General features: G+C 71.0%; 18 protein-coding genes. 10 read left to right on the top strand and 8 right to left on the bottom strand.

Translation table 11 applies throughout. The features are described 5' to 3' along the window. Nucleotides 1–962: serine/threonine-protein kinase (locus PSH25_RS15875; RefSeq protein ID WP_238659829.1), on the bottom strand; the 962-nt coding region annotated here is incomplete at its 3' end. A gap of 183 nt (nt 963–1,145) precedes the next feature. Continuing rightward, nucleotides 1,146–2,018, bottom strand: coding sequence for an LLM class F420-dependent oxidoreductase (locus tag PSH25_RS15870; RefSeq protein ID WP_238659828.1), 873 nt, complete (start codon nt 2,016–2,018; stop codon nt 1,146–1,148). 241 nt (nt 2,019–2,259) lie between these two features. On the opposite strand from PSH25_RS15870, the gene PSH25_RS15865 reads away from it, so the two are divergent. The 3 genes from PSH25_RS15865 to PSH25_RS15855 are packed head-to-tail and all read left to right on the top strand — an operon-like array spanning nt 2,260 to nt 5,464. Then, nucleotides 2,260–3,303: an acyltransferase family protein gene (locus PSH25_RS15865; RefSeq protein ID WP_238659827.1), complete on the top strand. Its 1,044-nt coding sequence runs from the start codon at nt 2,260–2,262 to the stop codon at nt 3,301–3,303. Continuing rightward, nucleotides 3,300–4,442: an alanine racemase gene (gene alr / locus PSH25_RS15860; protein WP_238659826.1), complete on the top strand. Its 1,143-nt coding sequence runs from the start codon at nt 3,300–3,302 to the stop codon at nt 4,440–4,442. The genes PSH25_RS15865 and alr overlap by 4 nt, the downstream gene beginning before the upstream one ends. Further along, nucleotides 4,439–5,464 carry a D-alanine--D-alanine ligase family protein gene (locus tag PSH25_RS15855; protein WP_238659825.1) on the top strand — a complete coding sequence of 342 codons (1,026 nt, stop codon included), beginning with the start codon at nt 4,439–4,441 and terminating at the stop codon, nt 5,462–5,464. The genes alr and PSH25_RS15855 overlap by 4 nt, the downstream gene beginning before the upstream one ends. 12 nt (nt 5,465–5,476) lie before the next feature. Here the strand turns inward: PSH25_RS15855 and PSH25_RS15850 are convergent, their stop codons facing one another. Genes PSH25_RS15850 through PSH25_RS15835 form a run of 4 tightly spaced genes read right to left on the bottom strand, consistent with a single transcriptional unit; the run spans nt 5,477 to nt 9,120 of the window. Then, a complete protein-coding gene (locus PSH25_RS15850; RefSeq protein ID WP_238659824.1) occupies nt 5,477–5,980 on the bottom strand; it encodes a hypothetical protein in 504 nt (167 codons plus the stop codon). After that, complete coding sequence (locus PSH25_RS15845; RefSeq protein WP_238659823.1) at nt 5,977–7,437, bottom strand: ATP-binding protein; 1,461 nt, start codon at nt 7,435–7,437, stop codon at nt 5,977–5,979. Before PSH25_RS15845 ends, PSH25_RS15850 begins: the two co-directional genes overlap by 4 nt. After that, nucleotides 7,434–8,126, bottom strand: a complete 693-nt coding sequence (locus PSH25_RS15840; RefSeq protein WP_238659822.1) for a response regulator — start codon at nt 8,124–8,126, stop codon at nt 7,434–7,436. The genes PSH25_RS15845 and PSH25_RS15840 overlap by 4 nt, the downstream gene beginning before the upstream one ends. Before the next feature lie 16 nt (nt 8,127–8,142). After that, a complete protein-coding gene (locus PSH25_RS15835; protein ID WP_238659821.1) occupies nt 8,143–9,120 on the bottom strand; it encodes a phosphatase PAP2 family protein in 978 nt (325 codons plus the stop codon). 270 nt (nt 9,121–9,390) lie between these two features. Here PSH25_RS15835 and PSH25_RS15830 point away from each other — a divergent pair, with 270 nt between their 5' ends. Next, the gene (locus PSH25_RS15830) at nt 9,391–9,897 is read left to right on the top strand and encodes a winged helix-turn-helix domain-containing protein (protein ID WP_238659820.1); all 507 of its coding nucleotides are present in this window, start codon (nt 9,391–9,393) and stop codon (nt 9,895–9,897) included. Between the two features lie 32 nt (nt 9,898–9,929). Here PSH25_RS15830 and PSH25_RS15825 read toward each other — a convergent pair whose 3' ends face one another. After that, the gene (locus PSH25_RS15825) at nt 9,930–14,228 is read right to left on the bottom strand and encodes a S8 family serine peptidase (protein ID WP_238659819.1); all 4,299 of its coding nucleotides are present in this window, start codon (nt 14,226–14,228) and stop codon (nt 9,930–9,932) included. Nucleotides 14,229–14,593: 365 nt separating this feature from the next. Here PSH25_RS15825 and PSH25_RS15820 point away from each other — a divergent pair, with 365 nt between their 5' ends. After that, nucleotides 14,594–15,118, top strand: a complete 525-nt coding sequence (locus tag PSH25_RS15820; RefSeq protein ID WP_238659818.1) for a winged helix-turn-helix domain-containing protein — start codon at nt 14,594–14,596, stop codon at nt 15,116–15,118. A 42-nt stretch (nt 15,119–15,160) separates the two neighbouring features. Here the strand turns inward: PSH25_RS15820 and PSH25_RS15815 are convergent, their stop codons facing one another. Further along, nucleotides 15,161–16,051 (bottom strand): AurF N-oxygenase family protein, encoded by an 891-nt coding sequence (locus PSH25_RS15815; protein WP_238659817.1) that lies wholly within the window; start codon nt 16,049–16,051, stop codon nt 15,161–15,163. A gap of 48 nt (nt 16,052–16,099) precedes the next feature. On the opposite strand from PSH25_RS15815, the gene PSH25_RS15810 reads away from it, so the two are divergent. From PSH25_RS15810 to PSH25_RS15790, 5 genes are read left to right on the top strand one after another with little or no spacing between them, the layout of a single operon-like run. Further along, on the top strand, nt 16,100–16,828 hold the full coding sequence (locus PSH25_RS15810) for a TetR family transcriptional regulator (protein WP_238659816.1): 729 nt from the start codon (nt 16,100–16,102) through the stop codon (nt 16,826–16,828). Then, nucleotides 16,825–17,124: a DUF4873 domain-containing protein gene (locus PSH25_RS15805; RefSeq protein ID WP_238659815.1), complete on the top strand. Its 300-nt coding sequence runs from the start codon at nt 16,825–16,827 to the stop codon at nt 17,122–17,124. The genes PSH25_RS15810 and PSH25_RS15805 overlap by 4 nt, the downstream gene beginning before the upstream one ends. Continuing rightward, on the top strand, nt 17,125–18,618 hold the full coding sequence (locus tag PSH25_RS15800; RefSeq protein ID WP_238659814.1) for a flavin-containing monooxygenase: 1,494 nt from the start codon (nt 17,125–17,127) through the stop codon (nt 18,616–18,618). Next, complete coding sequence (locus tag PSH25_RS15795) at nt 18,608–19,480, top strand: SDR family oxidoreductase (RefSeq protein WP_238659813.1); 873 nt, start codon at nt 18,608–18,610, stop codon at nt 19,478–19,480. The genes PSH25_RS15800 and PSH25_RS15795 overlap by 11 nt, the downstream gene beginning before the upstream one ends. Further along, complete coding sequence (locus PSH25_RS15790) at nt 19,477–20,304, top strand: alpha/beta fold hydrolase (protein ID WP_238659812.1); 828 nt, start codon at nt 19,477–19,479, stop codon at nt 20,302–20,304. The genes PSH25_RS15795 and PSH25_RS15790 overlap by 4 nt, the downstream gene beginning before the upstream one ends. The last annotated feature ends 197 nt before the right edge of the window (nt 20,305–20,501 follow it).

The following is a 20,501-nucleotide window of genomic DNA, read 5'->3' as shown; positions in this document are numbered from 1 at the left end:
TACCCCGGTCGTCGATCCGCCGCCACGGGGGCCGACGACCGGGGTACGTGGGGCGCGTCGGTCGGATGGGCGGTGATCGCCGGTGGCGCGGGCGCGGCGGGCGCCGGACGCCACGTCACCGCGATGGGCGGCCGGGGTGTGCCGTCCAGCGCCGCCCGGAGCAACTGTTCGGCCACGTCGGCGTCCATCCGCTCGGCCGGGTCCTTGCGCAGCAGACCGGCCAGCACCGGCGCGAGCGGTCCCGCGCGTCGCGCCACGGGCGGTGGCTCGGTGACCAGCGCGGTGAGACTCATCAGACTCGACGGCCGAGCGTACGGCGACTGGCCCTCGACGGCGGCGTACAGGGTCGCGCCGAGCGACCAGAAATCTCCCTCCGGACCCACGGTGCCCCGCATGGCCCGCTCGGGAGAGACGTACGCGGGCGAGCCGAGCACCACACCGCTGAGGGTCAGGTTCACGTCCTCGACGGCGGTGGCCAGGCCGAAGTCGGTGAGCACGATGCGGCCGTCCACGCCGACGAGGATGTTGGCCGGTTTGACGTCGCGGTGCATGATCCCGGCGCGGTGGGCGGCGCGCAGCGCACCGAGCACGGCCAGCCCGATCTCGGCCGCCCGTACCGGCGGGACGGGGCCATCGGTGGTGATGGTGTCGTGCAGCGAACGGGACGGCACGTACTCCATCACGATCTGCGGGTCGCCGTCGGCACTCAACAGCACATCGAAGACCCGGACGACGTTGACGTGGTCGAGCCGCGCGATTGCCCGGGCCTCTCGAAGTGACCGGACCCGCAATTCCTGTCGCGCCTCATCGGTCAGGCCGGGCGGCGGAACGATTTCCTTGATGGCGACGTCCCGTTGCAGCATTCGGTCGCGGGCTTTCCACACTCGACCCATTCCGCCCTGGCCGATGAGCTCGACGACGTCATACCGATCGGTAACAAGAAGCGGTAACATCTGCGACACCCGGAGAGGCTACCTGGCTTGTCGCCGAACAATTTCCGGCAGTCGAATCGAACCACCGTATGTGATTCGGCTCATCCCTACCGGGAACGTCGAATGTGGAGCCGAAGACGGTGCGGGCGCACCGTTGAGCCGCCAGGAATTGGCCTTTTGTTCACGATGGCACCCGCACCAGTCGCGGCGGAATCAGCCGATGTCGGCCAACCGGGGCAGCACCTCGTCGCCGAGTCGCTGGGCGAACTCGACCGGGTGCCGATCCGGCGTCACCTGCACCTCGCTCACCCCGAGCGCGGCGTACTCGGACACCTCGGCGAGGAACGCGTCGGTGTCGTCCAGCGGCGCCTGGGAGGCGACCACCGTCTTCTCGATGGTGTCGTAGTCGCGGCCCTCGGCCGCGCAGTGCGCGCGCAACACCTCCAGCTTGCGCGCGACGTCGTCGATGCCGCCGCGGCCGAACAGGTTGCAGGCGTCGGCATACCGGGCCACCAGCAGCAGTGTCTTCTTCTCACCGCCGCCACCGATCATGATGGGCGGGTGCGGGCGGCTCAACGGCTGCGGCGAGTTGATGGTCTCGGCGAGCTGGTAGTGCTTGCCGTTGAACGGGCCGTCGTCGGCACTCCACATCTGCCGGCAGATGCGCAGCGTCTCCTCCAACCGCTCGAACCGCTCGGCCACCGGGACGACCGGCACACCCAGCCCGAGCTGCTCCCGCTCGTACCAGGAGGCGCCGATGCCGAGACGGGCCCGGCCGCCGGAGAGCACGTCGAGGGTCGTCACGGTCTTGGCGAGCAACCCCGGATAGCGGTACATGACGCCGGTGACCAGCACGCCCAGCGTCATCCGCTGAGTCGTCGCCGCGACGTAGCCCAGCGTGGTGTACGCCTCCAGCATCGGTTCCTCGGCCGCGAACACCGCGTCCATCTGGAAGAAGTGGTCCATCACCGTGAACGACGCGACGCCGGCCTGCTCGGCGGTGGTCGCCGTCTGCGCCAGGGTCGGTGCGATCGCGGCCGGGTCGGCCGGGGTCGAGTAGTTCCAGTAGTGCAGCCCGAGTTTCATGTTCGGCACCTCCGCAACGAGCCTAGTGCCGCCGGCGTCCGCCGACAGCGGCTTGGAACCGCCGACGAATCGGGTCCGGCGACGGCCATTACCGGACCATGACAATTCGTGGATCACGTGCGGATATCCGGCTGGCAGCTTTCGGTGGGTGATCCAACAGCTGACCGAGTCCCGGCCCGCCGACCTGGGCCCGGGCGCGACGCGCGTCCGATCCCGTCACCGGACCATGCCCGCCCCCGCCGTGGGACGACCACAGCGGGCCGAGTGGGCCGATGCCGCGAAGGGCGTCTGCATCATCCTCGTCGTCCTGTGGCACGTCGTCGTGAAGGACTATCTCCAGATCGACTGGCACGTCGGCGTACCAATGCCGGGCCTCTGGGGGACGCTGGGTGAGCAGTTCCTTCCGTTGCGGATGCCGCTGTTCTTCACCATCTCGGGCGTGTTCGCGGCGAACGCCGCCCAGCGACCGTGGCGAGTGGTCGCCCGCAGCCGGATCGCCGGGTTCCTCTACCTGTACGCCGTCTGGCTGCTGATCCACACCGTGGTCCTCGCCGCCGCGCCGGAACTGCCGACCGACCGTGCCACCTCGGCTGTCGGCCTGCTGGAGCAGCTCACCGTCACGCCGTCCAACCTCTGGTACCTGTACGCCCTGGCGCTGTACTTCACGATCGCCAAGGCGACCCGTCGGGTGCCCCGGGCGCTGGTCCTGGTCCCCGCCGCCGCGTTGTCCGCCGTCGCCGCGGCCGGCCTGCTCGACACCCCGGGCAACCGCGCCGGTCTCTACCAGAACCTGCTCTTCTTCCTCGCCGGCCTGTACCTGCGGCCGCAGATCCAGCAGTGGGCCGGCAACGCCAGCCGCCGCAGGCTGGTGCTGACCTCGGGCGCCTATGTCCTGGCGCTCGCCGCGATGGCGGTGGCCGGCGCCCAGCAGTGGTTCGGGGTATGGACGGCGGTCTCCGTGGTGGCAGTGATCTTCGGCATAACCGCCGCTTCTCGGCTGGCCCGGTGGTCGGCGCTCAGCAAACCCCTGGCTAGGCTCGGCCGCATCACCCTGCCGATCTACGTCATACACATGCCGGTCCTGGCCCTGCTGCACCGGCTGTTGCTCGTACCGGTTTCCGGGCTGGGTCGGTCCGCTCAGGGCCTGATTGTCCTCGGTTATCCCATTCTGCTGACCGGCCTGGTGATCGGCCTGAGCCTGGCCGTCCACCGCGGGCTGCTGGCGGTTCGCGCCGGCTGGCTGTTCGCGCTCCCCGGCACGCGTCGGATGGGGGCGGCCGGATGAGCGCCCTCGCCGAAGCCCTGGTCGACCTCGACGCGATTGCCGCCAACGTGCGGACGATCGCGTCGGTCACCGGCACCGGACTGATGGCCGTGGTGAAGGCCGACGGGTTCGGCCACGGCGCGGTGCAGGTGGCCCGGGCCGCGCTCCGCGCCGGCGCCGCCTGGTTGGGGGTGACCTCGACAACCGAGGCGCTGACCCTCCGCGAGGCGGGTGTGACCGCGCCCACGTTGAGCTGGCTGCACGGCCCGGATGACGACTTCGGTATGTTGATCAAGGGTGACGTGGACGTCGGCGTGTCCACCACGACGCACCTGCACGCCGTCGCCGACGCGGCCCGTCTGCTCGGCGTACCGGCGATGGTGCAGCTCAAGGCGGACACCGGGTTGTCCCGCAACGGGGCCGCCGGGGACGACTGGCCCGAATTGGTCAATTGGGCCCGAAAGTACGAGCGGGAGGGCGGGATCCGGGTGCGCGGGGTGTGGTCCCACCTCGCCGACGCCGACCTGCCGGGCGCCCCCGCGCTCACCCGGCAGGTGGCGGTCTTCGAGGAGGCGCTGCGGATCGCACGGTCGGCTGGTCTGGACCCCGATCTCGTCCACCTGGCCAACTCGGCGGCGGCGCTCTCCGCGCCGCAGACCCGCTTCGACCTCTGCCGGATCGGGGTCGCCCTCTACGGTGTGGACCCGTTCGGCGCGAGCGGTCCGGGCGAGTTCGGGTTGCGCCCCGCGATGACCCTGCGGACCAGTGTGGTCAACGTCAAGCGGGTGCCGGCCGGCACGGGCGTCTCCTACGGGCCCGAGCACGTGACCGGCGCACCGACCACGCTGGCGCTGCTGCCGCTCGGCTACGCCGACGGGCTGCCCCGGGCCGCGGGTGGCCGCGCCTCGGTGTGGCTGGCCGGTCGGCGGTGCCCGATCGTCGGGCGCATCGCCATGGACCAGTGCGTGGTCGACGCCGCGGATCTTCCCGTGACGATCGGCGACCCGGTCGTCGTGTTCGGCCCGGCCGAGGGTGACCAGGGCCCTCCGACGGTCGTCGAGTGGGCCCGTTGGGCCGGCACCAACCCACACGAGATCTTGACCGGCATCGGGGCCCGGGTGGCCCGCGAGCACCTCCACGGAAGGGCACGGAATTCATGACAACCCGACTGGCAGTGCTGTACGGCGGGCAGAGCGGCGAGCACGAGGTGTCCTGCCGCTCGGCGGCGAGCATCCTCGCCCACCTGGACCGTGAGCGGTACGAGGTCACCGAGGTGCTCATCGACCGCGACGGCGGGTGGCACGTCGACGGCCGGCCGACACCCCTCCCCGCGGCGTTGCGCGTCCTGCGCGCCCAGGATGTGGTGTTCCCGGCCCTGCACGGCCCGTACGGCGAGGACGGCATCGTGTCGTCGCTGCTGGAATGGCTCGGCGTGCCGTACGTCGGCAACGGCGTCTTCGCCAGCGCCGCCGGCATGGACAAGGGGGTCACCAAGCGGCTCCTCGCGGCGGAGGGCCTGCGGGTCAGCCCGGGGGTGACCCTGCGTCCCGGGGAGGACCTGTCCCCCGATGACCAGCGCCGACTGGAGCTGCCGGTCTTCGTCAAGCCGGCCCGGGCCGGGTCGAGCCTGGGCGTGGTCAAGGTGGACGAGTGGGCCGGGGTTCCCGCCGCGCTGGAGCAGGCCCGCCAGGTCGACCCGAAGGTGCTCGTCGAGCAGGGGGCGCGGGGGCGCGAGATCGACGTGGCCGTCCTGCAACACCCGGACGGCCGGGTGCAGGCCGGGCCGCCGCTGGAGATCCGGGTGACCGGTGCCGGCTTCTTCGACTATGACGCGAAGTACGACGGCGGGGCGATCTTCCAGATTCCCGCCCCGCTCGACGCGGCGACCACCGAGGTGCTGCAGGACCGGGCGATCCGCGCCTTCGAGGCCCTCGACTGCCGCGGGCTGCTGCGGGTCGACTTCTTCCTGCCCACCGAGGGGTCGACCGAGCCCATCGTGAACGAGGTCAACACGTTCCCCGGTTTCACCGCCGCGTCACAGTTTCCGCAGATCTGGCAGCAGGCCGGCATCGAGTTCGCCGCACTGATCGACATCCTGATCGCCGGCGCGTTGGTAGACGGGGACCGCGTTCGCCACAGCGGGTCGTCCCGGCCGGAACGGGCGGTCGACCAGCTGGTGTGAGTCGGTGCCCGGTCACCTCATCGGGCATGCCCGAGGCCCCCGGGCGCCGTCCGGCCCGACGACGGTGACGGTGGTGGCGGTGTTCGCGGCGCTGACCTGCGCCGCGGCGGCGACCGCGGTGCAGATGATCTGGTCGACCGCGTGCGCTGACAACACGTGCGCGGCGGCGTCCGTCCGCACCGTGAGGTCACCGGACTGACCGGTTCCCTCCGTCACCGTCACCGGGCCGAGCCCGGCCGGAACGTCGCTGGTGAAACCCTGGTCGCGTTCGTTCTCCTGCGGACCGGCCGCGAGCAGCGCGAGCGCGGCGGCGGGCGACGGGTCCGTCGGGGCCGGGCGGAGGACCAGCACCAGTTCGCCCTGCGCGAGCAGGTAGAGCCAGGTGCCCTGGGCGCGGCCGCTGATCGGCGGGCGACCGATGATGACGGCGCTGGGTCGTACCCCACAGCCCGCCGTGAGCAGCGTCAGAAGCAGCCCGCCGGCGAGCAGCGCGCGGCCGGTCCGCCGGCCGGTCACCGGGCACCTCCGGTGTCGGCCGTGTCGCGGGGCAGGCGGAGGGTGAACACCGCGCCGCCGTGGGCGCCGTTGCCCGCGACGAGACTCCCCCGTCGCTCGCCGTGGCGGTGCAGGCGCGCGTTCTCCCAGGAGATGGCGAGGCCGAGGCCGCTGCCCTCGGAGCGGGTCCGCGCGGTGTCGGCCTTGTAGAGGCGGTCGAAGACGTGCGGCAACACCTCCGGGTCCAGTCCCGGCCCCCGGTCGGCCACCTCGACGGTGACCCAGTCCGGGTCGGCGCCCAGGCGCACCGACACCGGCTCGGCACCGTGCCGGAAGGCGTTGCCGACCAGGTTGGCGACGATGACGTCCAGCCGGCGGGGGTCGAGTCGGGCCACGACGCCGGGTGGCAGCTCCGTTCGTACCCGGTCCAGCCAGCCGCGGATCCGCAGGGTCGCGGTCACCGCCGCGGCCACGTCCACGTCGTCCAGGGCGAGCCGCGCGGTGCCGGAGTCGAACCTGCTGATCTCGATGAGGTCGTTGACCAGGTGGGTGAGGTTCTGCGTCTCCTGGCTGACCAGCCGGGCCGCCCGGCCCGCATCCCCGGGCAGGTGTTCCGCCTCCTCGTCGAGCACGTCGGTGACCGCCGTCATCGCGGCCAACGGCGTACGGAGTTCGTGCGAGACGTCCGCCACGAAGCGGCGGGCGTCGGATTCCAACCGGCGCAGCTCGCCGACCTGCCGCTCCAGCGTGCCGGCTGTGTCGTTGAAGGTCCGCGCGACATCGGCCAGCTCGTCGGCGCCCCGGACCCTCAGCCGGGTGGTCAGGTCCCCCTCACCGAGGCGGCGCGCCGCCCGGCCCAGGTCGCGAACGGGTCGCAGGACTCCGCGGGCGGACAGCAGGGCCAGCAGGACGGCGAGGACCAGGGACAGGCCGCCGGTCAGCCACGCCCTGGTGGCGAGCCGGTCGATGCTCTGCTGCTCGGGCACGAGATTGCGCACCGAGTAGACCTCCACCCCGGACGGGCGGGACGTGCCGTCCGGGCGGTCGAGCGCCAACTGGGTGCCGATGAGCAGCGCGGGCTCTCCGGCGAGTGACACACGTTGCCAGGCGATGCGACCGTCGCGGACCTTCTGCCGCAGCTCGGGGGTGAGCGGGTCGGCGGCTTCGGAGCCGCCCTGTGCCCGCAGGTCCCGGTAGACGACCACCGCGAAGCTCTCCCGGTCGCTGAGGCGCTGAGCCAACAGCTCAAGATCGTCCTGGGTCGGCGGAAGCTGGGCGATCGGGTAGATCTTCGTGAGCTGCTCGGTCAGCGACATCACCGCCGCGTCCTGCGCCTGCTGCAGGATGACGGTCCGAGCCTGGAAGTAGCTGCCACTGGCCACGGCCACCGTCGTCGTCACGCCCAGCAGCGCGAACGCCAGCACGAGCCGGACCCGTAGACCCGAGACCCGCGCGCCGATCCGGCGCCACAGTGTCACAGCGGCCCGAACCGGTATCCGAAACCACGCACGGTCTGGATGAAGACCGGCGCCGACGAATCGGCCTCGATCTTGGCGCGTACCCGCTGGACGCACGCGTCCACGAGTCGCGAGTCGCCGAGATACCCGTGCTCCCACACGGCCTCCAGCAGTTGCTGGCGGCTGAGCACCTGGCCCGGCGTGTGCGAGAGTTCGAGCAGCAGCCGCAGCTCCGTCGGGGCGAGGCTGACCGGCGTCCCGTCCTTGCTGACCACCAGTGCGGCCCGGTCGATGGTCAACGCGCCGTGCTGTTCCGGGCCGGCCCGGTCGCCGCCGCGCCGCGTCTCGGCACCGGTCCGTCGCAGCACCGCGCGGATGCGCGCCTCGAGGACCCGGGCCTGCACGGGCTTGACCACGTAGTCGTCGGCGCCGGCCTCCAGGCCCGCCACCACGTCCATGTCGTCGTTGCGGGCCGTGAGCATGATGATCGGCAGGTCCCCGAGCTGCCGGATCCGGCGGCAGACCTCGAACCCGTCCATCCCCGGCAGCATGAGATCGAGGACCACGACGTCGGACGGGGTGCTGCGCAACCGCTCCAACCCCTGCTCACCGGTCCCCACGGCGTGCACCGTGTGGCCCTGTCGGGTGAGCGCCAACTGCAGTCCGTCGCGCACCGTCTGGTGGTCTTCGATCAACAGCACCTGGGACATGTCGTCAAGTATCCCATCATGAGATATTTCGGAATTCGGTCGATGGCTGCGACCGCTCGGGGCTCCCCGTGCCGAACCGCGCCGCGAAATCCGTCGAACGCACCAGGAACACCACCGCGCCCACCAGGAACATCGCCGCTGCGGCCGTGGCCACGATGGCCACCAGCAAACCGCGCTGCACCGACGCGGCCAGACCGGGTACGACCACCACCAGCGCCCAGACCAGCACGACCAGCCCGACTCCCGTCTCGGCCAGCCGGCGCCAGAGGCCTCCGCCGTCCGACCCGCCGGCCGCGTGGCGGTCGCCGGGCCAGGCCGCCAACGCGGCCGCGGCCAGGCAGAACAGGGTCACCCCCAGCAGTACGCCACCGAGCACGTCGCTGAACCGGTGCCAGCCCGCGATCATCGTGGCGGAGGCGATCACGGAGACGGCCACCGCGCCCGGCACCGCCAGCCACCGTCGGGCCCACCCGGGCAGGACCAGCATGAACGCCAGCAGCAGGGCGGTCGCCGCCGCGACATGGCCGCTGGGGAAGCTGTTGTGGGTGGTGGAACTCTCGATCTGCAACTCCGGGCGGGGCAGCGCCGACTTCACCGCGCCGGCCACCAGCACCACGCAGACGACCAGGCCCACGCCGACGACCCCGGCCACCAACCGTCGGCGGAGCACACCCACCAGCAGCACCACGCCGAGCAGGGCCGCGATGAGGGTCGGGCTGCCGAAGGTGGCCAGCACGCTCCGGGCCGGGCCGACCAGCACGGTCTGCTGCTCGTACCCTCCGCCCCGCTCGGCGCGCGGCAGGAGCACCCCGTCCAGCCACTGCCCGGGGTACGTCCGCACGAAGACGGCGGCGGTGAGGACCAGGGCGAACAGACCGCACAGCGCCACCGCGAGCAGCTGAAGCCCCAGCGGCACCGCCGCGCGGGCGTGGGGCAGCGGTCGCGCCGGACCGGGCGTCGACCGCCCGACGGAGTACGACGATCCGATGGACATGGCGACCATGCTCGCCCCGGCAGGTCCGTACCCCGTCCTCGAATTGTCTTGGTTCTGTCACAACCACCCACACCGCTTCCGGAAAAGCGGATCGTCGGCGGTGGGACCGGGTGGGCCTGGACGGCACGGCGGGATTCACATGCTTACATGCGGCGATGTTTAACCCAGCCGAGATCAGCCACCACTAGGGTCAGGACGCCGATCGATGTTTCGGTCGGCGGCGCGAAAAATCCATCCGGAGTGAGTTGGGGAACCGGAAGGTGTTGGTAAATGCAGGGAGTTCCAGTCGCCAGCCTGGTCATCGGCATCGCATCATCGCCGGCCGAGCGACGACATCTGGCCCGGCTGCTCGGCGGCAGTGACGCCTTCCTGATCGTCTCGACCGTCGACCAGGCACGAGAGTTCCTCGGGGTGGTCGAGGCACCGCCCGTCCCGACTCCCCCGACCAGGGCGGCGCTCGCCGAGGTGACGCCGATCCCGCAGCCACCGCCACCGGATCTGGCCGTCGACTCCGACCGCCGGGTGCTGCGGTGGCGCGACCAGGAGATCGACCTGACCCGGTTGGAGCACGACGTCCTGCTCTGCCTGGTGCACGCGCCCGGGCAGGTCTGGACCTACGAGCGGCTGCACCTTGAGGTCTGGGGCAACCGGCACCTCGGCCGGGGCTCCGACATGCACTCGGTGATCCGCCGGGTGCGCGGCAAGCTCGCCAGGCTCAACGCCGCGGCGACGATCCACTCGGTGCGCGGCGTCGGCTTCCGACTCGCTCCCGTCTGACCACCCGGACGTCTTCGGCTAGCGCTCAGGCGTCAGCACCGGATGGGCGCCAACCCGAAGTTCTCCACCGTGGGAGTGGCGGTGTCGATCCTCGTCTGACGGGTCTGCGGCTTCCAGCCGTCCTTGGCCACGATCATCGTGAGCGGGTTGTTGCGGCGGTCCACCCAGTAGGCGTACTTGCCCTCGGCATCGGTGGCGAAGGTGTACGACGCCGCCCACGAGTCGACCTGCACGACCGCGCCGGTGAGCGGCGAGGTCGCACCCTGGCAGCTGGTGCCGGTGACCGTACCCATGAGCTTGCCCCAGGTCTTCGGGGGGTTCACGGTCATGGTCACCGCGACCGGCGCCACCGAGTACGGGGTGTTCTCGGAGATCGCGACCGCGCCGGAGTAGGTGCCCGGCTGGTCCACGTTCGCCGTCAGACCGACGGTGACCGTGACCTTCGCGCCCGGTGCGAGGGTGACCGCCGACTTGTCGATGGTCATCCAGCTGACGTCGGCCGCCGACTCGGAGCATCCCTCGAAGCCCGGGAGCACCTCGCTGTCCGGAGCCGCGTTGAAGCTGCCGGACGATCCGCCGATCTTGTAGAAGCCGCACGCCGCGCCGCCGCGGTACCGCGCGGTGTTGGCGTTGGGCAGGTTGGACCACGAACCGGCGGCCGGGTCGAAGGCGAAGCCGGCGTTGCTGATGGCCCCACCCTGCGAACCACCCACGACGAGGAGCTTGCCGCTGGCGACGGCGTACGAGCTGGCCCAGTTGTCGGCCGGCGCGTCGGCGATGGCGGTCCACGTGTTGGCACCCGGGTCGAAGGCGTAGCTGGACTTCTGCGCGGCGGAACCGTCGTTGCCGCCGGTGCAGTAGAGGACGCCGTCGATCCCGCCGCAGGAGGCGAAGGCCACCGACTTCGGGTAGTTGGCCATCGTCTCCCAGGTGTCACTGGTGGGGTCGTACCGGACGACGCTGTTCGACATCGGCAGGCAGGCCGCCGTCGTGCAGCCACCGACCGCGTACAGCTTGCCGTCGACGACGGCCTGGCCGGCCGCGGCCCGCGGCGCCGGGTTGTCGGCCAGCTCCGTCCAGGTGTTGGCCCCCGGGTCGTACGACCAGGTGGCGGAGTCCGGGCCGGCGTCGGCCCAGCCACCGGTGACAATGATCTTGCCGTTCACCACGCCCGCGGTCAGGGCGTTGCGCGCGCCGGGAAGGTCGGCGATCGCCGTCCAGGTCTGCGCGGCCGGGTCGTAGGCGTAGTTCTTGGTGGTGGAGGCCTCACCGTCGCCGCCACCGAGCGAATACACCTTGCCGTCCAGGTTCACCACCCGGTTGTCCATGATCGTGGCCGGGTAGTTGGCGATGTCGGTCCACGGCGCCGCCTGCGGGCCGGCCGCCGCGGCGGTGGCCTTGGCCTCCTTGCCGGACGCCTTGGCGGCGAACGACGTCGGTACGGTGAGCCGCTGCTCCGGCGCGCCGCTGGACCCGAGCACCTGCTGCCGGGTGACCGTGGAGCCGTCCGCCCGCAGGAGTTCGAATCCGTTGTCCCGCTCACCGAACTTGACCTCGACCGGCGCGCCGCCGGTGTTGGTCACCGTGAACGTCTTGCTGGTCTTGCCGCTGGGCATCTGGAGCGTCGCGCTCAACTGCGTCGGCGTCACCGACAGCCGCCCGGCCGCGAGTTGGAAGTTCGCGGTGGTCGCCCAGTCGGCCTCGACGTCGACAGGCTTGGTCTGGCTGACGTAGTTGCCGGCGGTCGCCGTGAACGGGTGCTCGCCGGTCAGCGACGAGTAGATCCAGTAGAAGCCGTCGGCCAGCCCCGGGTCGTCCGGGGTCGCCACGGTGACGGCCTTCTCGGCGGGCCGGTCGTTGCTGGTGACGGTCGCGCCGTTGACGTAGCTGTCGTCGTTCTTGTCGCGGACGTTGCCGACGACCAGACCGCCGTCGACCGGCACGCAGGTGACCTGGCTGCCGATCAGGACGTTGTCGACCTCCCACCACCACTCGTACGAGGCGTCGTAGTAGTGGAACCGCACCTGCACCTGCGCCTTGCCGGCCGCCTGCGGGATCGGGATCTCGGTCAGCTTCGGTCCCCGGACGTCGGTCTCCTGCCGGAGCACGTTGGTCCAGGTGGCACCGCCGTCGATGCTCAGGTCGACGTCGGCGGTGTCGTCGTTGAGCTGGTTGAAGTCCTGGTTGAAGCGGATGACCGGGGCCGTGACGCTGGTCAGGTCGACCACCGGGCTGACCAGGGAGGTGTCCTGGCTGGTGCCCGCTCCGTAGGCGTCGCTGTCGATCATCGCGAAGTTGCCGGTGCCGCCGGTCAGGTTGCCCCGGTCGCCGTCGTCGGTGAACTTCCAGACCTGACCGCTGCCCGCGTTGTCCACGACGGTCCAGCCGGCCGGCGTGGTCGTGGCGTCGAAGGTCTCGTACTCACCGTCGGAGCCGGTCGTGTATCCGGGCGCGGTGGTGCAGAGGGTGGTGTCCACCGGCACGGCGACGTTGGCGGTGGCGTTGCCCGAGCCGACCACGACCTCCTTGGTGACGGTCTGGTAACCCGGGTACTGCGGCTCGTACTTCAGGGTGTACGTCTGCCCAGCCGGCAGCTTGATGCTGTAGCGGCCGTTCGACGGGGTGGTGTAGTCGTAGACACCGGACACACCCGTCACGGTCACCTTCGCGTACAACGGCCAGCCGTGGCCGGAGCCGTCGGTGACCGCCCCGGTGACGTTGACACTCGGCACCGCCGTGAGGGCGACGGCGAGCGTCGTGGTCGCGCCCTTGGTGACCGTTGCCGTCCTGGTGGTGCTGGCGTACCCGAACGCCGCGACGGCGACCTGGTAGTCGCCGGTGGGGAGCTGGGTCGAGAACTTACCGTCGGCACCGGTGGTCAGCTCACGCTCGGACGGGCCGGTGAGCGTCAGGGTCGCGCCGGCGACCGGGGCGCCGGAGGTCGCGTCGGTGACCGTGCCGGTCAGCGTGCCGATGTCGCCGGTCGGGGCGGCGTTGAGCAACGCGAGGGCGTCCAGTCGGCCTTCGCCGTAGACGTTGTTGTCGGCCGCGGTGCCACCACACTGGTCGTCGGCCTTGTCGACCGCGGCGCCGTTGAGCAGCGCACGGGTCGCGTTGACGTCACCGACCAGCGACGGTGCCGCCGAGTACAGCAGCGCGATCGCGCCCGCCAGGTGCGGTGCCGCCATCGAGGTGCCGCTGATGCTGCCGTAGGCGTTGCCCGGGATGCTCGACCGGACGTTCACACCCGGCGCCGAGATGTTGGGCTTGATCTCGCCGTTCTGACCGGCGCCGCGGGAGGAGAAGCCGGCGACGTTGTTGTTGACGTCGTACGCGCCGGTCGAGTAGTTGCTGACGAGGCTGCCCGGCGAGCCACTGGTCTGGCAGGCCGGCCCGCTGTTGCCGTTGGACCAGGTGCCGAAGATCCCGGAGGCGGCCCAGGCGTCCGTCACGTCCTCCATGAACGGCTCGTTGGACGGGTCGCGGGTGCCCCACGAGTTGTTGATGATGTTGGGTCGCTTGCTCGCGTCCGCGTTCTGACCGTTGAGGTCCAGCGGCTCGAGCATCCACTGACCGGATTCGACCAGAGCGGCGTCACTGGGGCAGCAACCGTTCGCCGCGATCCACTTGACCCCGGGGGCGACACCGATCTGGTTCGCGCCGTCGGAGCCGGCCATGGTGCCCATCGTGTGCGTACCGTGGCCGTCGCCGTCGCACGGGGCGGTGGCGCAGGCCCCGGTGGCGTTGGCGGCGTTGAACCAGTTGTAGTTGTGGTCGAACGTCCCGTCACCGTTGTTGCCGCGGTAGGAGTTCACCAGCGCCGGGTGGTTGAACTGCACCCCGGTGTCGATGTTCGCGATGGTGATGCCCTCGCCCTTGACGCCGTACTGGGACCAGACGTCGTCGGCGTTGATGTTGGCGATGCCCCACTCCAGGGCGTTCACGGTCTTCTCGTCGGTGCCCTTGGTCGTCTCCGGCACCTTGTACGCGACCGGCGCGTAGAGGCCCTCGACCTCCGAGTGCCCGGCGAACTTCTGCGCCATCGCCAGGGAACCGCTGTTCACCTTGATGGCGTTGGTGGCCCAGAAGGTCTGGTACCTGGTGCCCGAGCTGTCGAGGTCGGCCCGGATCTTGCCCTGGCTCGCGGCGGCGGTCTTGCGCAGCGCGTCCGCCACCGCCGTGCCACGCTTCGACCAGTCCTTGATGGCGCTGGCCTTGCTCAGGTCCGCCCGGTCCTTGAACCGGATCCAGAAGTCCCCTTCACTCTTGGCCTGGAGCTGCTTGGTGAGCTCCGGTCGGATCTTGTCCCCGGTCGGGGCGCCCGCCCCCATCGCACCGCCCGGCGCTGCCTGCGCGCCCGAGCTGATAGTGGCCAAGCATGTCGCGGCGAGGACCGTCGCCGCGCCGGCGCTCACCAGTGATCTGGCTGCGCGCCGCCATTGTGGACGTCTGAACATCGGTGCTGCCTCCCTCAGAACGACCCAGGGTGTGATGGGCCATGGTGGACCTCCCCATGCACCGCGCGGGTCACGCCGGTTGCCCGAGTGGACACTATGATCGAGAAGAACGGACGATCAAGAACTTGCCGTGAGCAACTTGTCGCTAAGAGTTGCCCTGGCTGGCGGCGCGCTTGCCAATCATTGTCAGGACCGTGACGAGAGCTGGGCAGGGATGCCCATCGATCCCGGGTGGTGCGGTGGCCGAGGACGAGGCAACGGTGAACAGGGGTGACTCGGCCGACGAGCCGTTCCCACTGCTGATCGCGGTGACCCCGTCGCCGGCCGAGCGCATCCGGCTCGCGGAGCTTCTGGACGGCATCGCGCCGCTGCTGCTGGTCTCCGACCTCGACGAGTTGCGCCGGCTGATCGCCGCTCCGCAGCAGATCGTCGCCCCGTCCGCACCGGCGCCGGTCGCCGCGCTGGTGATCGACTCGGCCCGCTCCAGCGCCCGTTGCGGAGAACGCGAGATCGACCTCACCCGCCTGGAGCACGACCTGCTGACCTGCCTGATCACCGAGCCGGCCCGGGTCTGGAGCTACGCCGAGTTGCACCGGTCGGTCTGGGGTGACGAGGGGCGCGAACGCAAGGCGGACGTGCAGTCACTGGTGAAGCGGCTGCGCCGCAAGCTGCACGACCTGGGCACCGGAGCCACCATCGATGTCGTCCGCGGGGTGGGGCTGCGCCTGACCGATCACCAGCAGGCGCGGGTCGAGCGGGCCTGACCACGACGGCTGCCCGATGTCGCTCCGTCGAGGGACAACGGGTCAGATCAGCCCGGCGCGGGCCCACAGCAGACGACCCGGCCCGGCCACCAGGCCAACGCCCGCCAGGTTGGCGTGCACCCGCGCCGCCGACCAGCGGAGGGTGGCACGCCAGTGCGGATTGGCCCGGGCGGCGGCGCGGCCGACCGCCGGCGGAATGCCCACCGCCGCGTACGCGTCGGGATGGACCAGGCGGTTGGCGATCGTGTGGGCGGCGCGACCGACCAACAGTCGGGCGTACGCCATGCCCACCGGGCCGGTGGCCGCGACGGCGGCGGCCAACTCCTCGCGGGCGAACCGGACGTGTCGTGCCTCCTCCACCACGTGGATGCGGGAGACCATCCGGATGAGCGGCTGGAGCGACTCGTCCGCCATGATCTCGCGCTGGAACGCGTCGAGGATCTCCTCCGCGATGAGGATCGCGGCGTACATCCGGGGACCACTGGCGGTGGCCTTCAGGAAGCGCCCGAGGTGGTGGTCGACGGTGCTCGCGCGGTAGACCGGACAACCCATGGCCTCGATCAGCCGGCCGAACATGATGGAGTGCCGGCACTCGTCGGCAACCTCGGTCAACGCGTACTGGGCCTGCCGGCTGGTCGGGTCGGCGCGGTAGTACTCCCGGATCAGCATCTGCATGAGGATCGTCTCGAACCACAGCCCGGCGCTGGCCGCGCTGGCCACCTCGTGCTTGGTGAGCTCGACGCGCTGCTCCTCGGTGAGCTGCTCCCACAGCGGCGTGCCGTAGAGGCTGCTGCGCCGTGGTGGGAGCCAGTAGGCGCCAGGGGTGTGCGGTGCCTCCCAGTCGATCTCGACGGTGGGGTCGTAGCTGGTCCGCAGCGAGGACGCGAGCAGTCGCTCGGCGACCGCCGCACGCCCTGTTTCCGTCGCCTCCATGGCTCCTCCATATTGACGTGACGACCAGTAACCGTTACGAGTAGTAGCATGCAATTGCCGCTCACTGATGTCAATGCGTCCGACCCGTCGGCCACGCCCCCCGACGGCAGTCCGAAGCCGAAGGGCAACGGCCGCCGAGACCGTTGGGCAGACCATCGTGAGCAACGACGGCAGGAGCTGGTCGGGGCCGCCGTGCAGGCGCTGCTGCGGCACGGCCCGGAGGTCGACATGGAACAGGTGGCTGCCGCCGCCGGCGTCAGCAAGCCCGTTCTGTACCGCTACTTCGCCGACAAGTCACAGCTCTGGGTCGCGGTCAGCGAGGTGGTGGCGGCCCGGATGGTCGACACCATCGCGCCCGCCGTCGAACAGGTCCGCGAGGAACGTGGCCTGGTCGAGGCGACGATCGACGCCTACCTGGGCGTGATCGAGTCGGAGCCGAGGCTCTACCGGTTCCTGATGCACCAGTCCGGCGACCCCGGCATCCACCAGGTGATCGCCGGCACCAGCCGGCAGGTGGCCGCCGGGCTCGCCCGGGTGATCGGCGACCGGCTACGCACACTGGGCCTGGACGCCGGTCCCGCCGAGCCCTGGGCGTACGGCCTGGTGGGTTTCGTGCAGGCGGTCGGCGACTGGTGGACCACGCACGGCCAGCCGATCAGCCGGGCCGCCCTCACCGACTACCTGACCGCTCTGCTGTGGAGCGGCATCGAGGGGGTGCGGGCCAGCGCCGACCTGCCGCACGAGCTCACCCGCGCCCACGAACGGATCGTGCCGTGAGCTACCACGGCCCGGCGGGTGTCGAGGGCACCTCGGTCCGGGTGCACCTCAGCGGCCGGTGGGAGTCGGTCGACGGCCGCTTCCACTGGGGCGGGCGGATCGAGCCCGAGCCACGGGTGGCCCACCTGCTGCGCTCCGGCCGGCGCGACGTCGAGTTGCGCATCGCCGACCGCGTCCGGGCGGCCCGACTGGCCGAGGTCGATCCGTGGGGCGGCGTACGGGTCACCGGCGTGGGCGATCCGCCCTGGCCGCCCGTGGCCGACCCGACTTCCGCGCCCGAGCTCACGGAGGAGTGAATGGAGACAGACGTTGCCATCATCGGCGCCGGGTTCGGTGGCCTGGGCGCCGCGATCCGCCTACAGCGGGCCGGTTTCACCGACTTTCTCGTCTTCGACCGGGGTGCGGACGTGGGCGGCACCTGGCGTGACAACAGCTACCCGGGCTGCGCCTGCGATGTCCCGTCGCACCTCTACTCGTTCTCCTTCGCCCCCAACCCCCGCTGGTCGAACACGTTTTCCAGCCAGCCGGAGATCTGGGACTACCTGCGTGGCTGCGTCGACCGCTTCGGGATCCGCCCGAGATTGCGGTTGCGCCACGAGGTGCGCGAGGCGAGGTGGGACGAGCAGCGCCAACGCTGGCTGTTGCGCACCTCCGGCGGCGACCACAGCGCCCGGGTGCTGATCTGTGCCGCCGGCCCGCTCAGCGACCCGGCCATCCCCGACCTGCCCGGGATCGACGAGTTCGCCGGCACGGTGTTCCACTCGGCCCGTTGGCAGCACGACCACGACCTGACCGGCCGGCGCGTCGCGGTGATCGGCACCGGCGCCTCGGCAGTCCAGTTCGTGCCACAGATCCAGCCGACGGTCGAGAAACTGACGCTCTTCCAGCGCACCCCCGCCTGGATCATGCCGAGGTTGTCACGCCGGATCAGCGGGGTCGAGCAGGCCGCGTTCCGCGCCGTGCCCGGCGCGCAGCGGGCCGCCCGGGCAGGGCTCTATCTGGTACGCGAGAGCATGGGCCTGGGCTTCCTGCACCCGGCGGTCAACCGCCTCGCCTCGCGCCTGTCCCTGCGTACGCTGCGGCGGCAGGTTCCCGACCCGCACCTGCGGGACAAGCTCACCCCCCGGTACGCGATGGGCTGCAAGCGGGTGCTGATCTCCAACGACTACTGGCCGTCGCTGACCCGACCGAACGTCGACGTGGTCACCGCCGGCATCGCCCGGATCGTGCCGGACGGCCTCGTCACCGACGACGACGTCCACCACCGGGCGGACACGATCATCCTCGGGACCGGCTTCCACGTCACCGACTCCCCCGTCGTACGACGCATCCACGGTCGGGGCGGGCGCAGCCTGGGCGACGAGTGGACCCCCAGCATGCGCGCGTACCAGGGCACGACCATCGCCGGCTTTCCCAACCTGTTCTTCCTGCTCGGCCCGAACACCGGGCTCGGGCACACCTCGGTGGTGCTGATGATCGAGGCGCAGCTGCATCTGGTGCTCGCGGCCCTGCGGCACATGCGGGCCAGGGGCATCCCGGCCATCGAGCCCACCGCGCAGGCGCAACGACGTTGGACCGAGCGGATCGACCAGAAGATGGCCGGCACCGTCTGGCAGACCGGCTGTTCGAGCTGGTACCTCGACGCCACCGGCCGGAACACCACCATCTGGCCGGGCTTCGCCACCAGCTTCCGGATGCGGCTGCGTCGGTTCCGCCCGACCGACTACCAGATCGCCTCGACCGACAGCACCCCCAACGAGCCGGAGCGGGAGCACGCCGATGCGGTATGACCTGGCGGGCAAGACCCTGCTCATCACCGGCGCGGCGCGCGGCATCGGGGCGCGGCTGGCCCGCGAGGCCGTCGCCCGAGGGGCCCGGGTCGCCCTCGTCGGTCTGGAAGGCGATCTGCTCAAGCAGCTCAGCGCCGACCTCGACGCGCACTGGTACGAGTGTGACGTCACCGACCAGGCGGCGTTGGACGCCGCGGTTACCTCCACTGTGGACCGCTTCGGTGGCATCGACGTTGTCGTGGCCAACGCGGGCATCGCGAACCTCGGCACCGTCGCCGTGGGACCGGTCGACGCGCTGGTCCGTACCGTCGAGGTGAACCTCTGCGGCGCGATCCGTACGGTCAGCGCGGCGCTGCCCCATGTCACCGCCGCTCGTGGCCACGTCCTGATCGTCTCGTCGGCTGCCGCTTTCACGGCGATGCCCGGCATGGCCGCCTACTGCGCGTCCAAGGCGGGTGTGGAGCAGTTCGCCAACGTGCTGCGCCTGGAGACCCGCCCCCACGGCGTCACCGTCGGCACGGCGCATCCGATCTGGATCGACACCGACCTGGTCCGCGACATCCGTGCCGACCTGCCATCGTTCCGCACCGCGCTGCGCCGGTTGCCGTGGCCGCTGTCCACCGTCGTACCCGTCGAGCAGTGCGTCGAAGCCCTGCTGCGCGGCATCGAGCGCCGCAAACGCAAGGTGTACGTGCCACGGTCGCTGGCCATGGTGCAGGCGCTGCGGCCGGTGGTGCTCAGCGGCCTCTCCGACGCGTTGGTCACCCGCTTCGGTGGCCAGAGCATGGTCGGCCAGATGGAAGACGAGGTACGCCAGCTCGGGCGTTCCTTCGGCAGGACGTCGGTGGGAGGGCAGTCATGAGCATTCATCACCGACGTGCGGGCAGCGGAGAGCCGCTCGTGCTCATCCACGGCATCGGTCACCGTCATCAGGCGTGGGAGCCGGTGTTCGACCGGCTCACCGCCCACCACGAGGTGATCGCGCTCGACCTGCCGGGATTCGGGAACTCTCCGGTGCCCGGCATCGGCATGCCCGCCGACATGGCCGCCACCGTGGCCGGGGTCCTGCCGGCCCTGACCGAGTGGGGGCTGGAGCGTCCGCACGTCGCCGGCTACAGCCTCGGTGGGGCGATCGCCCTGGAGCTTGCCGCCACCGGGGCGGTCGCCTCGGCCACCGCCTTCTCCCCCGCCGGCTTCTTCACCCCGGCGGAGCGCCGCCGGGCGCTGGCCATCCTCCGGACGCTGCGGGCCAACTCGTACCTGCCCACCACGATCATGCGGGTCGCGCTGCGCTCGGCGTACCTTCGGGCGTTGTGTTTCGCGCCGCTGATGGCCCGCCCGACGCTGCTGGACGTTGAGCGCGCGTTGGGCGACGCGCTCGCCCTGCGACGCGGGCTCGGCTTCAACGCCGTGGCCCGAGCCGCTCGCGACTACCGCTTCGACTGCCTGCGGCTGTCCGACGCCACGGTGCCGGTGACCATCGGCTGGGGCGACTGTGACCGGATCTTCGGCGTCCACCAGGCCGAGCGCGCCCGGGCGGGCCTGCCGGCGGCACGGGTGGTGACGCTGCCCCGTTGCGGGCACGTGCCGATGAGCGACGACCCGGACCTGGTCGCCGCGCTCATCCTGGAGACCACCGGCGCCGTGCCCCGCACCGGACGACCGGATCCGTCAGTCTCCGTCTAGGGTCGCGGGTCATGTCGCCCACCTGATGTCTCCGTGCCCGCGTTTTTTGGTAACAGCATGGCGTGAACCGGCTGCCACGTAACGTGAGTGGGAGCCGGTTATCGGCTGACGCCAGACGTGCGCCGGGCCGCCACCGCGGCGGCGCCGCTCGGCCACCTGCCGGGTCGGACAGCTCGGCAACGTCGCGGCTACTCAGC

The organism is Micromonospora foliorum, assembly GCF_022229015.1.
Taxonomy (GTDB): domain Bacteria; phylum Actinomycetota; class Actinomycetes; order Mycobacteriales; family Micromonosporaceae; genus Micromonospora; species Micromonospora foliorum.
This window is presented reverse-complemented; position numbering and strand designations above follow the sequence as displayed.